General features: G+C 42.0%; 12 protein-coding genes. 8 read left to right on the top strand and 4 right to left on the bottom strand.

Annotated elements, in window-relative coordinates:
• Positions 1 to 325 precede the first annotated feature (325 nt).
• Together CDC37_RS06920 and CDC37_RS06915 are read left to right on the top strand one after the other, a co-directional pair.
• Positions 326 to 784 (top strand): pentapeptide repeat-containing protein, encoded by a 459-nt coding sequence (locus CDC37_RS06920; RefSeq protein WP_096621099.1) that lies wholly within the window; start codon positions 326 to 328, stop codon positions 782 to 784.
• Between the two features lie 392 nt (positions 785 to 1,176).
• Positions 1,177 to 1,770: a hypothetical protein gene (locus tag CDC37_RS06915; RefSeq protein ID WP_096621098.1), complete on the top strand. Its 594-nt coding sequence runs from the start codon at positions 1,177 to 1,179 to the stop codon at positions 1,768 to 1,770.
• Between the two features lie 389 nt (positions 1,771 to 2,159).
• Here the strand turns inward: CDC37_RS06915 and CDC37_RS06910 are convergent, their stop codons facing one another.
• Positions 2,160 to 3,677, bottom strand: coding sequence for an ammonium transporter (locus CDC37_RS06910; RefSeq protein WP_231943260.1), 1,518 nt, complete (start codon positions 3,675 to 3,677; stop codon positions 2,160 to 2,162).
• 1,175 nt (positions 3,678 to 4,852) lie between these two features.
• Positions 4,853 to 5,377, bottom strand: coding sequence for a 5-(carboxyamino)imidazole ribonucleotide mutase (purE, locus tag CDC37_RS06905; protein ID WP_096621096.1), 525 nt, complete (start codon positions 5,375 to 5,377; stop codon positions 4,853 to 4,855).
• Between the two features lie 159 nt (positions 5,378 to 5,536).
• On the opposite strand from purE, the gene nagA reads away from it, so the two are divergent.
• The 4 genes from nagA to CDC37_RS06885 all read left to right on the top strand — a co-directional run bounded on the left by nagA (position 5,537) and on the right by CDC37_RS06885 (position 9,088).
• Positions 5,537 to 6,730 carry an N-acetylglucosamine-6-phosphate deacetylase gene (nagA, locus tag CDC37_RS06900; protein ID WP_096621095.1) on the top strand — a complete coding sequence of 398 codons (1,194 nt, stop codon included), beginning with the start codon at positions 5,537 to 5,539 and terminating at the stop codon, positions 6,728 to 6,730.
• Positions 6,731 to 6,845: 115 nt separating this feature from the next.
• Positions 6,846 to 8,279 (top strand): sodium/glutamate symporter, encoded by a 1,434-nt coding sequence (locus CDC37_RS06895; RefSeq protein WP_096621094.1) that lies wholly within the window; start codon positions 6,846 to 6,848, stop codon positions 8,277 to 8,279.
• A gap of 294 nt (positions 8,280 to 8,573) precedes the next feature.
• Entirely contained in the window at positions 8,574 to 8,777 is a 204-nt protein-coding gene (locus tag CDC37_RS06890; protein WP_096621093.1) for a hypothetical protein, read from the top strand.
• 74 nt (positions 8,778 to 8,851) lie between these two features.
• Positions 8,852 to 9,088 carry a hypothetical protein gene (locus CDC37_RS06885; RefSeq protein WP_096621092.1) on the top strand — a complete coding sequence of 79 codons (237 nt, stop codon included), beginning with the start codon at positions 8,852 to 8,854 and terminating at the stop codon, positions 9,086 to 9,088.
• Positions 9,089 to 9,297: 209 nt separating this feature from the next.
• Here CDC37_RS06885 and CDC37_RS06880 read toward each other — a convergent pair whose 3' ends face one another.
• Positions 9,298 to 10,707 carry a hypothetical protein gene (locus CDC37_RS06880; protein WP_096621091.1) on the bottom strand — a complete coding sequence of 470 codons (1,410 nt, stop codon included), beginning with the start codon at positions 10,705 to 10,707 and terminating at the stop codon, positions 9,298 to 9,300.
• Between the two features lie 18 nt (positions 10,708 to 10,725).
• On the bottom strand, positions 10,726 to 12,123 hold the full coding sequence (locus CDC37_RS06875; RefSeq protein ID WP_096621090.1) for a TldD/PmbA family protein: 1,398 nt from the start codon (positions 12,121 to 12,123) through the stop codon (positions 10,726 to 10,728).
• Positions 12,124 to 12,157: 34 nt separating this feature from the next.
• Here CDC37_RS06875 and CDC37_RS25445 point away from each other — a divergent pair, with 34 nt between their 5' ends.
• Positions 12,158 to 12,280, top strand: a complete 123-nt coding sequence (locus tag CDC37_RS25445; RefSeq protein WP_255408905.1) for a hypothetical protein — start codon at positions 12,158 to 12,160, stop codon at positions 12,278 to 12,280.
• A 287-nt stretch (positions 12,281 to 12,567) separates the two neighbouring features.
• Positions 12,568 to 14,604 (top strand): NAD-dependent DNA ligase LigA, encoded by a 2,037-nt coding sequence (ligA, locus tag CDC37_RS06870; protein ID WP_096621089.1) that lies wholly within the window; start codon positions 12,568 to 12,570, stop codon positions 14,602 to 14,604.
• The last annotated feature ends 196 nt before the right edge of the window (positions 14,605 to 14,800 follow it).

The following is a 14,800-nucleotide window of genomic DNA, read 5'->3' as shown; positions in this document are numbered from 1 at the left end:
ACTGTCATTCGCCACATTATCAGTGAATATAAACTCCTATCAACAAGCATAAATACTAGTTGTTGATGTAGATTTTATGAAAAGAGGTAAATTCCTCAATATAGTTATTAAAAATAATTAACACATCTTCATCTCAACTTGAATATTTACTAACTAATGAGCCAAAAATCCAGACGAAACAAGGATTAGAGCAATAAACAATAGATAAGTACACAGCGAAAATCAAATATTTTCTCAGCAGAAAATCCAAAAGCATATACCCACTCACAAAAAATAGTGCGATAATAGGAATGTGAGGAAAATAACGGAATAGGGGGTAAAACATATGTTGAAAAAACTATTGGTTGCATTAACCCTGGCGACTCCCTTGGTTTTGGCTGCTAGTGTGGCAAATGCCCAAAACCCAGAACATATTCGACAGCTACTAGAAACTCGTGAATGTATGGGTTGTAATTTAGCTGGAGCGAATTTAAGCGGGATGCACTTGATTGGTGCAGATTTACGTAATGCGAACCTTCAAGGTGCAAATTTACAAGGAGTTAATTTAGAAGGTGCAGATTTGACCGGTGCAAATCTCAAGGGTGCAAATCTCACGGAGGCATTCTTAACAAATGTAAATATGAAAGCCGCTAATTTAGATCGTGCAAACCTATCACGTGCAACGATTCACGATTCTAACGTCTACCAGGCTTCCATGAAAGACATGAATATTACTGATGCTGATATTTTCTATACAGGAATCGGTATCGGTGGTGATAGTGCTGAAATTCCTGATTGGGATTAAGTAATAAATTCAATACTTGTTTCAGACTTTTGTTAAATATTGCAGTTGCGAAGTCAATTTAAATTAACTCAGCTAGGGACGGGTGGGTTTCCCATTCGTCATCTTTTTTGATTTTTATCCTTTAGTTTCAAACAAATTTTGAATATTCAAATTGGATTCCTATATAGCTGATACTGTTTCACAAAAATTTTGATACATTCCCACTCCCTACTCCCTATTTTCCAGTGACAAAACATGGTGTCAACATGAAAATAGTAACCCTATATTTGATATTCCATACATCATCAGGATTAGGAAATAGCCTCTATTAATCATTCTATAGATAGTCCTTATTTTCATAATTATTTATCACAATGGAGGTAATAGGATGACAAGGAAATTAATAGAGAAATATGCAGAAAAAATCTTGGAATTACACTCATACTTTACTAAGTTTTGTAACTATCATCGCAGTTGGTAGTGCCTTACCAGTTCGTGCAGAAACAATTAATTCTACTACTGCAAATACACCTACTTCTACATCTGATTTAGAAATTAAAACAGCATCTACACAGATAGCTCAAAGCTTCCAACCAGGAAGAGCAACCCGTTCTGGTTCCAGCTATATCGGTGTGGGTGGTAATCTTGGTCTAACTGGCAATACGAGAGTTGGTGAAGGTTCATTTGCGGTATTTAGTAAGGTAGGACTGACCCGCAATTTGTCTGCACGTCCTGCTGCTTTAGTGGGAGATAATACGGTATTTTTGGTTCCCCTAACCATCGATTTTCCCCAGGAAAATCTGGAAATTACCCAGTTGAGTGTAGCACCCTATATTGGGGGAGGTGTGGCAATTTCTACAGGTCGAGATAGCACTGTCGGTGCATTAATTACTGGTGGTGTAGACGTTCCCCTATCATCACAAATTACCGCAACTGGTGGAGTGAATGTTAGTTTTATTGATGAGACTGATGTGGGAATTCTTTTAGGTATTGGCTACAATTTCTAGATTCCTATTTATCCCATATCGATGCAAAAAACGGTTCTATATAGCTTCACCGTAAATGTTTGCAATATGTTCAGAATATAGCAGTCCTAAATGATACGTGAGAATAGATCAAGGTGAGAATGCTTGTAGACTGAGGATTTTTCTTTGAGTGTTTTCTCACGAATGCTTCTGGATTGCTATATGAGAACAGTACTCTTGAGTTCTGCTTCCTGATTTGAGGCAGTAGCCCTCGTGAAATGCGTCCCTACGCGGAGCATAGGGACGAGATAATCATAAAAACTGTGTGTCCCCACGCGGAGCATAGGGACGAGATAATCACAAAAACTGTATGAACTAAATGTGGGTAAATTCCCACAAAATCAACAGCCTAGTTCTATACTAATCTAAGACTAATACCCGGAAGGATAATCCCTTTGGGGTGGAATACCAGCGCTACCTGCTTCCACAAATCCACCAGCCGAACCAGCTTCTTTTAAGAATCCACTGTAGGCTTCCATACCGTGTTCGCCAATGTCCAATCCTTCCAGTTCTTCCTCTGGAGTTACACGGATGCCAAGGGTGAATTTAAGTACATACCAAAAGATTGTACTGACTAAAACGGTCATTCCCCCAACGCTAATCACACCGATAAATTGGTTGATTAACTGTTCGATACCACCACCAGCAAGTAAGCCTTTAAGAGGACCAGCACCTTCACCGTACCAGGAATAGACACCTGGACCAGCTGAAAATAGACCAACAGCGAGGGTTCCCCAGATACCACAAACTAGGTGAACTGAACTTGCACCTACTGGGTCGTCGATTCCCAAGCGGTCAATAAAGGTGACAGAAAAGACTACGAGAATACCCGCAATTAAGCCAATCAGAAAGGCGTGACCGAGGGAAACGTAGGCACAACCGGCGGTAATTCCCACTAACCCCGCAAGGATACCGTTGATAATCATGGAAAGGTCTGGTTTGCCTAGGTAAAACCAAGCGGTAAATGTGGCGGCAGTTCCACCTGCTGCTGCTGCGATGTTAGTTGTGAGGGCTACATGGGCAATTCCCTGGGGATCTGCTGCCATGAAGGAACCGGGGTTAAATCCAAACCAGCCTAACCAGAGAATTAAACAACCAAGGGTGGCAATACTCATATTGTGTCCTGGTAGTGCCACGGGTTGGCCGTCTTGATATTTACCGAGACGGGGACCGAGAATCGCTGCACCCATTAGAGCTGCCCAACCACCAACGGAGTGGACAACCGTTGAACCGGCAAAGTCCCAAAACCCTCTTTTTGCGAGCCAACCTCCACCCCAAACCCAGTGTCCGGTGATGGGGTAGGCAATACCGACGAGTAATAAGCTAAAAATCAAAAAGTCAATAAACTTGATCCGTTCGGCAACTGCACCGGAGACAATTGTGGCCGCAGTTCCAGCAAAGGCAAGTTGGAATAAGAATTTGGCACTCAAAGGTACATTAGCCCATTTTAAGGAGCTAAATACTCCTTGATATTCCTTGGCTGCTCCGGTTGCTACTTCCAGAGTGTTATCTGCTCCTTGCAATAAAAATCCGTTCAAGCCAATAAAACTATTCCCGTCACCAAACATAAAACCAAATCCAACCACCCAAAAGGCGATTGTTGCTAACGCAAAGACGATGAGGTTTTTTGACAAAATGTTGACTGCGTTTTTCTGACGACAAAACCCTGTCTCCAACATTCCGAAACCCGCGTTCATGAAAATCACTAAAAACGCCGCGATCGCAACCCACAATGTATCTAGGGCTATCTTTAATTCAATGTTGCTAGGTCCGGTTGGTGCTTGAGCAAATGCAGCATAACCCCATGCTAATACAATTAAACTTGCTAGGGGTATGGAAGCTTGCCAACTTGGTGTCAACTGCTTGATACCTGCAAAGATTCGCGCCATGAGTGAAGCGTTGATCGATGACTTGACCTGTCGCCGATTTCTTCCTCTCGATTTCCTGTTTGGTTTCAGTTTCAATTTCATTGCAATCTAGACCATATGAAACAATAAAAAACGCGTCAAATCAACATCCTCACGCCATGATACTAATCACAGGAATCATGGACAATGGCAGTTTGATGGGTTTAAACTTGTCAATATATTTGTTTTGACTGCTTTTAGCCCCTTACCTCCCTACCACATTGACTGAGGATATTTACTGACAATTTGTGGTTTTTTCTGTGTGTGTGTCAATTTCCGCCCTAACCCAAATTGTTAATGACCCGTTGGTTAATCAACTGTTGGAACTACCTCTTCAAAGTAATCAAATCTTAAACTTTAATTATTATGTAGTTTGAACAACAGTCAAGCTCCTTCACAAAGTTTTTAACATTTACTTGGGCTAGCAATCACATCGATACTTTCTTGTCTATGTGACCGCAATCTCACTCAAAACAAGTGATGCAATTTTGTCAACAATTGCCTATAAAATTCTGTAACAATTAATACCGTTTGCCAGAGGAATGGTCAAAATTTTTCCTTTGAGGATAGCTTTTGTCCCATTATTGGTAGGGGTTTAGGCAAAATCAGTTTTTACTTGTAGAATGATTTACCTTCATAAATTTAAACTCTATCAAGTGATGATTTTATGGTATGATTGTTAATATTTTTGCTGTTTATTTCCGAGTAGACATTCGTATACTTTGCACAGCAATAAACTGAGTTTTTACTTAGGTAAAGTAGGGAAGTGTTAACTGTTGACTGTACAACCGTCAATAAACCTAAAGGGGAATATATTACCGTGGGAAGTATAAACTGTTTTACTAGGTTGAAACCTACAAAAAAAATAACAGCTATCAAGAAATAACAAGTTTGGTCATATGTAGAGATTGTGTTACATTTTTTAGCAAGTTAAATGAGAGGTTGTTTAAAAAGTTATTTTTAATACTTGAATTATTGTTGTTGGGAGCAGGAAGAGACGCGACATGTCACGTCTGTACGGCAATAGGGAGAGATGCGACATGTTGCGTCTGTACTCTCGAAGGAAAAATCTGCTTTATAACCCCATGTCCAGAGTCAGGACGGTAGTCAAAATTAGTGGTAATTAATACTTGGCAAACATCCTCTGAGGTTGATTGCTAACCCATTTGTTGGAGGTATTGACTATAACCTAATGTTTCCAGACTTTCTTGCTTTTTCATTACCATATCTTGAAGATTTTGACGATATTGTTCTACCTTTTCCAGTAACTTCGGGTCATGGCTAGCCAAGATACGGACTGCAAGTAAACCAGCATTTTTCGCATTGCCAATTGCCACAGTGGCGACGGGTATACCCGCAGGCATCTGTACAATGGAGTAGAGAGAATCCACTCCGTGTAATTGACGAGTGGAGACAGGTACACCGATGACCGGAAGGGGGGTCAGGGAAGCCACCATCCCTGGTAAATGGGCTGCACCTCCAGCACCAGCGATAATGACGCGAATCCCGCGATGGTGGGCGGTTTTAGCGTATTCAAACATCCGTTCGGGGGTACGATGGGCACTGACGATTTGGACTTCGTGGGGAACAGCGAAATCCTCACAGACAGCGATCGCATCTTGCATGGTTGGTAAGTCGGAATCGCTACCCATGATGATACCGATGAGGGGATTACTAGGCATGGGAGGAAGATTGGGGGAGGGTGATATTCAGGATTATCATACAATAATTCGTAATTCGTAATTTGTAATTCGTAATTCGTAATTTGTGATTAAATTGGGTTTTCGGGTGGGATAAACACTACTTCCTACTCCCTATTTCCTACTCCCTCGTTTAAACAAATGTCTACCAATCTAATTAGTCTCATTAATGCTCGTATTCCTGGGAAAAATGGTTTATACCGTTTGCTGATTGATAAATGTGGCCTATTGGTTGATGTCTCTGAGGTGTCGGTGGAGATTGATTCACACATTATTGATGCCAACACGATTGATTTGGCTGGTGATTGGATTTCTAGTGGTGGTGTGGATTTGCAGATTAATGGTGGTTTGGGTTTGGCGTTTCCTGATTTAACTGCTGATAATGCATATATGTGCGCCAATATTTGTAAATATTTGTGGAGTTGTGGTGTGGATGGATTTACACCGACTCTGGTGACAACTAGTGTAGAGAAGATTCAGTCAACTTTGGCTGTAATTGCAGCATATATGGATCATGCTACTTCCGATGGTGATCAAGAGTCTGCGCAAATTTTGGGGGTGCATTTAGAAGGGCCTTTTTTAAACCCCCAAAAACGGGGAGCGCATCCAGAGGAATATCTTTTACCTCTGACGCAAGCTAATATCCAACGGGTTTTGGGTGATTATGCTCACATTGTCAAAATTATGACCCTGGCTCCGGAAATGGATGAAACTGGAGATGCGATCGCCTATTTACGTTCCTTGGGTATTACGGTCAGTTTAGGTCATTCCTTGGCGACTGCGGAACAAGCAATGACAGCCTTTGACCAAGGAGCAACAATGGTGACCCACGCTTTTAACGCTATGCCGAGTTTACACCATCGTCAACCAGGTTTATTGGCAGCAGCGATTACCCATCCCCAGGTGATGTGTGGATTTATTGCTGATGGGGAGCATGTGGTACCGATGATGGTAGATGTATTATTACGAGCAAGTAATTATCAAGGGGGTTTATTTTTAGTTAGTGATGCTTTAGCTCCTTTAGGTTTGGGTGATGGCATTTATCCCTGGGATGAACGCCAAATTGAAGTTAAAAATGGTACAGCCCGTCTGCTGGATGGTACATTGTCAGGAACTACTTTACCTTTGCTGGTGGGGGTCGAAAATTTAGTCAAATGGGGGATTTGTAGTCCAGAACAGGCGATTTTGATGGCAACGGTTGCTCCCCGACGGGCAATTGGTTTGCCAGAAATGGTCATTAATCATATTTCTGCTCATAATTTGTTGCGTTGGCATTACGATGCAGATACCCAGGAAATAAGCTGGCAAAGATTGGTGCGTAATTTATCGGTTTGAATCGGTATTTAGTGGGGAAATGGGTGGAGAGGGAATTTAATGCATATCGTAGAGAAGACCCGACAAGTCGTCTCTACCCCTTCCCCGCTCCTGTATCCTGTATTCTGAAAATTATATGAAATTAATTGATGTTTTCTGGGCTTATATAATTATTGGGATTTTAATACTGGTAGGAAGGTTGATTCGTCAGCGTATTTGGGTTGTGCGATCGCTGTATATTCCCAGTTCCGTGGTGGCAGGTATTATTGGTTTATTACTGGGACCAAGTGCTTTCGGAGCGGTGGTGAAAGCGAGTAATCCCACCTCTGCTTTGGCTAATGGGATATTTGCACCGAATATTATCGATGTTTGGAAACAATCGCCTAGTATTTTTATTAACATTGTGTTTGCGACTATTTTTATTGGTCAAAGTATTCCCAGTTTGCAGATGGTATGGCGAAAAGCTGCACCACAAGCGGCGTTTGGGCAAATACTGGGTTGGGGTCAGTATGTGATTGGTCTATTACTCGCTCTTACCGTGTTAGTACCGGTGTTTAAGTTACCGATGATATCTGGGTGTTTAATTGAAGTCGCCTTTGAAGGTGGCCATGGAACAGCAGCAGGGATGGCAAAAACCTTTGAGGAATTACAATTTCCGGCTGGAGCCGATTTATCATTAGCATTAGCAACGGTAGGATTGATATCGGGTGTAGTCGCTGGAACCGCGATTATCAATTGGGGATATCGAAGTGGTAATTTACAGGTGATCCGCGAACTCAAGGATGAGCGCAAACAAGACCAATCAGCAGAACCATCAACGGAAGAAACACCAGAAATTCAAGCTGCACGAGCGAACTTATTGCGCGATTTATTAATCGATCCCCTGTCATTTAACTTTGGTTTTGTGGGATTAGCGATCGCATTTGGTTGGTTGCTTTTGGAAGGTTTGCGTGCATTGGAAGCCGCAACTTGGGGGGTAAACGGGTTAAAGTTAATGACCTATGTACCCCTATTTCCGATGGCATTAATTGGCGGTGCAATTGTCCAAATTATCATTGAACGCACTCGACGCAGATATTTAATTAGTCGAGCTTTAATTGAAAATATCGGCGGTTTAGCCCTGGATGTGACAATTGTCACGGCAATGGCAACAATTTCTTTGGCTGCGATTGGTGATAATTTGATTCCCTTTCTATTATTAAGTGCTGCGGGAATTATTTGGAATGTTTGCGCCTTTATTTTCTTTGCACCGCGTATTTTTCCGACTTTTTGGATTGAGCGGGGTATCGGTGATATGGGACAATCTATGGGGGTGACAGCGACGGGAATTCTTTTAATGCGCATGGCTGATCCCGATAACCATTCCGGTGCATTTGAGGCTTTCGCTTACAAACAGCTATTTTTTGAACCCATATTAGGGGGAGGTTTATTTACTGCTGCTGCACCACCGTTAGTTGTGAGGTTTGGTGCTGTACCGGTTTTATTCTCTGCATTGGTAATTGTGCTACTTTGGTCAGTATTTGGAATTATTAATTGTCGTCGGATTAAGTCTGCTGATTTTAGATTTTAGATTTTGGATTATTGGGATTTTAGATTTTAGATTTTGGATTTTGGATTTTCCTTCATGCGATCGCAATCTCCTGTAGCTTAGGTCGGTTGGGAAACCAATACGTTCGCGGGTTAAACCGCTTGAAGTTAAGTAGGGTTGGAAGACAGTGGAACTTACGAATTTCATGGTTTTCAGTTCTAGCAGGACTACATGGTAGAAGTACGACGCTTCTCTACCACAAGTCGCGCTACGCACGTCTACAAAGCTTAGAGTCAACCCTTTGAAATCACGGGTTTAAATGCGATCGCAATTCTCGTGGCATCAGCTTTAGGAGTCCGTTTGCTAGTGCAGATTAAAATCGGAGCAGGGGAAAAAGCCCCAACTTTGTATACAATTTTCGAGAAAAATATCTTAGTCTTAGCTCCCAAGGTTAATCCCTTGAATGGCTCACTGTTATTTGCAACAATAACTTTACTAATTTGGTTAATGGTAGCTTGGGTAATGTATCGTCAGCGTTAGTTTACTAAAATCAAGAAAATCCGATTCTGGGATTTTTACTGGTTTGGGTGCGAACCAGGGGGTGTAAAAATAGAATGAAGGATTTTTTAGCTAAAAATGCTTACTGGATAAGGGTTTCCCGGCTTGGGAACCAAAAGGAGGTTCGCACCATTCTTGAAAACCTTACTATGAATGGTTTTGAGCGTTTTTTCTCTGCCTTCCCCTTGACAAGTCAGTGGCTGAAAGAGTATTTTAAAGGAGGTTCGCACCTCAGCACCTTGAAAATCAGATATACTAACGATTCCAGCTCTGGGCGTTACAATTTCAAATAATCCCTATTAGGGATTGAAACAAGGAATCCGGAAGCAAGATATCAAGGGAAGCCTTGGAGTTACAATTTCAAATAATCCCTATTAGGGATTGAAACTAATTAAATAAAACCTCTCACACACAATAATCAATAGAGTTGAATTCAGACCACAACAAGTAAACTTTTTCATAAAATAATTTTTACTGCCTATTCCCTACTCCCTATTCTCGCTTACCGATAAATAATTTTGTGAATGTGTTCTGCTTCTGCGAGGACTTTTTCCATTCCTGCATCTGTAATTCCTTTGACGTAATTAATTTTGATTTCTTCGAGCATATCAATCAATAAAGATTGTATTTCTTGGATATTATGGGTTTTTCGTAATTCCGTTTCTAGAGCATCACGAAAGTTGGTGATTAAACGGGAAGTTAATTCACCACCCACCGGATCGGAAATTGCTTGTGCAAGCTGATCGGATACTGATTGGGAGAGGTCACGGGCTAATTTTTCCGTAAGTTGCTGGGGTAAATTCCCTAAACCAGGTAAATTCTGGATTTGTTGGTAAAGGGGAGATTGATTCAGGGTGCTGGTGAGACTATGGTGTACCCAAGCTTCTAAATCAGGTTGGATTTTTGGTAAAACATCATAAACACTGACGTTAACTAGACGTGTGGCGATCGCTTTGACTTCGTTAGTTCCGTTGACTTGAATGTAGGGTTTGCGACTTTCTGGATGAAGTAACCACCGGGTTAAATCACCTTTGCGAATGGCGTTCTGCAATTGGTCAATTACTTGGATACCAACCATTTCTGTGATTTCCCCAGCAAAATTCACCGCGAAATCGTGGTTCAGTTGCGATCGCAATGGTTGCAGGTTGAGTAATTGGGTTTGGTAAAGACGAATACTCAGGGGGATGATACGTAACCATCGCCAAAAAGGAAGTAACAAAAATAGGTCATACCAACGTTTGAGTATGGCTTCTAACCAATTTAAATCGGGACGATGACGACTGATATAATAGGTGCGTGCGAGAAATTCCAGGGCAAAAATTGCGATAAAGGGCAGATCGATTAACCAAAACCAGTCAATAAAGTTACCAAATCTACCAATATCACGGTAATAGTTACTATGAATTAGGGGTCGAATTTGGGTATTAAAAAAGCTAATTTCCGATTGCCAACCCCTCTGGGATAGGTAATCTTGACTCCAAAAGGTATTAAAGGCTGCTCTTGCTGATGTTTGATTGGTACGTAGACGTACTTCATGTTTGATTTTCGCTAGTGTTCCACTTTTATTGGCGACATCAAAGGGATTATCGCCAATCATTTGATTACTTAATAATCGCAGTTTATCTAATAAATTTGCGACAGAATCTGATTTTAAACCAGTCTGCAACACCTGCTCTTCTAACTGGTTAACTATGCGCAGATAATTTTGGGTTTCTGGATGGGGTGTGATACCTTTAACGGGGTCATAAACTTGGGTAATCTTGGGCAATACTTGTAAATAAAAATCACGACCAGGTATATAACTCAAATCAAATAAGACTAAGGCAAAATTAAGTAGGGCAATTAGGGCAATTAATCGTTCAAACCAATAATTGCGACGTACTGTTTTTTTTACTTCTATGTTGGAGACCATGCTATTTTGGGTATGACACTATACAACTTCTCCTCCGACTACGACATTGCGGATGCGTAAACTAGGACCACCACAACCGACGGGTAAACCGTTTTGTCCACCTTTTCCGCAACCTCCCGATTCATCCCAGTAAAAATCATCGCCGATTGCTTCAATATCAGCCAAGGTTTGAAACACATTTCCCGATAGGGTGACATCTTTGACTGGTTCGGCAATGCGACCGTTACGAATCATCCATGCTTCCCCCGCACTAAAGGTAAACATTTCCCCGTTGGTCATTCCTCCTAACCAATTACGGGCATAGACACCCTCTTTGATGTCGGTAAATAAATCATAAACCGGAGTGGAACCCCTTTCAATCCAGGTATTGGTCATCCTGACAATGGGTGAATAATGGTAGTTGAGACAACGAGCATTTCCAGTCGGTGCTTCCCCTAATTTACCTGCTGTTTCTCGGGAGTGTAAGCGACCAACCAGGATACCATCTTGAATTAGTTGGGTTGTCGTTGCAGGTGTACCTTCATCATCGTAAAAGTAACTACCACGGTGTCCGGATAGTGCAGCACCGTCAAAGATTTGTAATTCTTTACAGCCAAAACTGCGACCAATGGTCATCACCGCTAATAAATCGGGATTTTCATAGGCCATATCGGCTTCGGAAAGGTGTCCAAAGGCTTCATGCACGAATAAACCTGTTAAAATAGGGTCAATGACGACGGTGTAGGTATCGCCGCGAACAGAAGGTAGGGAAAGGGCTGAGACCGCGCGTTTAGCTGCACCTTGAACTTGTTCATCCAGTTTGATCAAATCCTCATAGCCGTTGCGGGAACCGATTGTTTCTCTTCCTGTTTGTACTGTTTCTCCGTTGCGAGCTGTTGCTGCAAACCGCATTTCCATATCTACCCAACTTTGCTCAATATCGGTTCCCTCATTGGTGAGAATGATTACCTGTTGACTACTATCACCATACCGCACTGATGTGGTGGTAATTTGCGGATGGGTGCTTTTGAGTAAATCCCTATAGCGATCGCATAATTCTTTTTTCTGTGCAAGGGGAATTTGCCGTGGATCTGTACCCACTAAGGGTAAATGACATTGGGTCTGGATCGGTTCAATCTCTGCTAACATGGTTTTTTCTTCCCCAACCATACGCGCAGCACTAATGGCTTCGGTAAATCGTTCGGGAATGGTTTGCACGTCGTTAAAACAGCTTACCCCCCATCCACCTTTGTAACACGCACGTACATGACCGCCAATGGATATGACTTCGCTAAGACTTTCCAGTTTATCACCCCTAATCAGTATATTTGTACTTTGAGATACTTCTAAGCGAATCATCAGGTAATCAACATGGTGACTATGTTTGCGAATTAAGTCAGAGGCTAAATTTTTAATATCAGTTGATAGAGTTGTCATTGGGTAATTTCGATGGGAGTTGATATGAATGCAAATGAATATTTTATCTGTCTGTGGGTTAAATTGGATTTTGGTCAGCAATGATTTGGGCGATCGCTGTTTACGGTTAAACCTGGATTTCTCACGAGTAAGTTATGAGTCTTGGGTGACAGATTGATTTGCCTTCTACGGACTATCCCTACTCCCTTTAAGTTTTAGGGTTTTGTGAGAAATGCGGTTAAAGTTAAAATGGCATCACTTTTAGTCCCACCTTCCTTTACCCATGTGAATCCATGAGACAAACCACCCTTGGGTCTGCTAACTTGATTTTGATGGATATTTAGTACTGGAAGCATCCTACCCGCGTTGGAGTCTTCACCCTGAATATATCCGTCATTGTGATTTTGACAAGACCAATTAGGACCAATTTTATAGTATAAGTATACTAAAAAGATAACTAGGACAATGGATGTGAAAGTGGAAGCACGGGTGAAGGAATTGCGCAAATTGTTGCAGCAGGCTAGTTATGCCTACTATGTCCTCGATTGTCCCATCATGGAGGATGCGGTTTATGACCAATTGTATCGGGAGTTACAGAATTTAGAAAATCAATACCCCCAGTTGATTACCAGTGACAGTCCGACTCAACGGGTAGGGGAAAAACCAGCAACCCAGTTTTTTTCAGTACGCCATCACGTTCCCCTCTACAGTTTAGAAAATGCCTTTAGTGTGGAAGAACTGAAGGCTTGGGAGGGTCGCTGGTTGCGTCAGTTGGGAAGTGAGGTGGAAAGGGAATATGTGTGTGAGTTAAAAATTGACGGTAATGCTTTAGCCCTCACCTACGAAAAAGGTGTGTTGGTGCGGGGAGCAACGCGGGGTGATGGGATAATGGGGGAGGATATTACCCAGAATGTGCGCACAATTCGTTCTATTCCCCTGCGTTTGAATTTGGAGGGTTTGGAGACCTGGGAACGGATTGAAGTGAGGGGGGAGGCTTTTTTACCCTTGGATGTGTTTGCACAAATCAATGGCGAGAGGGAAAAAAATGGTGAAACACCCTTTGCTAACCCTCGGAATGCAGCAGCTGGGACTCTGCGTCAACTGGATTCCCGTATTGTCGATAAACGTCGTCTGGATTTTTTTGCCTATACCTTGCACATTCCCGGACAGGATGATGCAATGATTGCCAATACCCAGTGGGAAGCTCTAGAATTGCTGTCAAAATTAGGTTTCAAGGTTAATCCCCATCGTCGGCTTTGTGTTTCCATTCAAGAGGTGGCTGACTACTATCGGTATTGGGATACAGAGCGGCTAAATTTAGCCTATATGACCGATGGAGTTGTGGTCAAGCTCAATTCCTTCAAATTGCAAGAACAACTCGGTTTTACGCAAAAATTCCCCCGTTGGGCGGTAGCATTAAAATATGCTGCGGAGGAAGCACCAACGGTGGTGGAAAATATTTCCGTCAATGTGGGGAGAACAGGAGCATTAACGCCCTTAGCAGAAATGCGTCCCGTGCAGCTAGCGGGGACGACTGTATCAAGAGCGACATTACATAATAGCGATCGCATTGCCCAGTTGGATATTCGGATTGGGGATACGGTGATTGTGCGCAAAGCGGGGGAGATTATTCCAGAGGTAGTGCGTGTACTGAAGGAACTACGTCCAGAAATCACTACACCCTTTGTGATGCCGACCCATTGTCCAGTGTGTGGACAACCAGTGGTGAAGGAAAGGGATGAAGCGGTGAGTCGGTGTGTAAATATTTCCTGTCCAGCGATTCTTAAGGGTGCAATTGAACATTGGGTGAGTCGGGATGCGTTGGATATTCGGGGAGTCGGGGAAAAACTGGTTCATCAGTTGGTTGATCGGGGATTAGTGCATTCGGTTGCGGATTTATACGAATTAACTGTAAGTCAGATTGCAGGTTTGGAACGGATGGGACAAAAATCCGCCGAAAAATTAGTAGCTGCGATCGCCCAATCAAAAAATCAACCTTGGAGTCGGGTATTATATGGTTTAGGAATCCGTCATGTTGGTAACGTCACAGCCCAAATATTGACGGAAAAATTTCCCACGGTGGCGGATTTGAGTCAGGCTTCAACGGCAAAAATATCGGCAATTTACGGAATTGGGGCAGAAATTGCTGATAGTATCTATAATTGGTTTCAAGTCGATTCCAATCAGCGATTAATCGCTCGTTTACAAGCTTTAGGATTACAATTAGCAAACACTCAAGAGGAGTTAGCAACAAATACTACAAATCAAGTTTTGAGTGGTAAAATCTTTGTGATTACCGGCACTTTACCCAGTTTAAAAAGGGATGAAGCTAAGGCTTTAATTCAAAAAGCTGGCGGGAAAGTTACGGATTCTGTGAGTAAAAATACAGATTTTCTTGTAGCTGGAAGTGAAGCCGGTTCTAAATTAAAAAAAGCTGAATCTTTAGGAATTAAAATTATTGATGAAGCTCAATTACTGGCAATGCTACCAGATAGGAATTAAAGTCGTGGGATTGAAGAAAATTTTGGATTTTGGATTATTCTAGTTTGTTTACACTCTCCACTCCCCTTTAACGTGAGTTCGATGAGTTATAAAGCCTAAAACTATTGTCCAGTATCATTCGTAGGAAATGGAAGTTTTTAAAAACCTCCTATGTTGAGAATAAAATCATGAAATCTGGAATCAGTCAGTTATTGAC

It is taken from the genome of Calothrix sp. NIES-3974 (genome assembly GCF_002368395.1).
Classification (GTDB): Bacteria; Cyanobacteriota; Cyanobacteriia; order Cyanobacteriales; family Nostocaceae; genus NIES-3974.
Note: the sequence above shows the minus strand (reverse complement) of the source record. Positions and strands in the feature narration are given on the sequence as shown.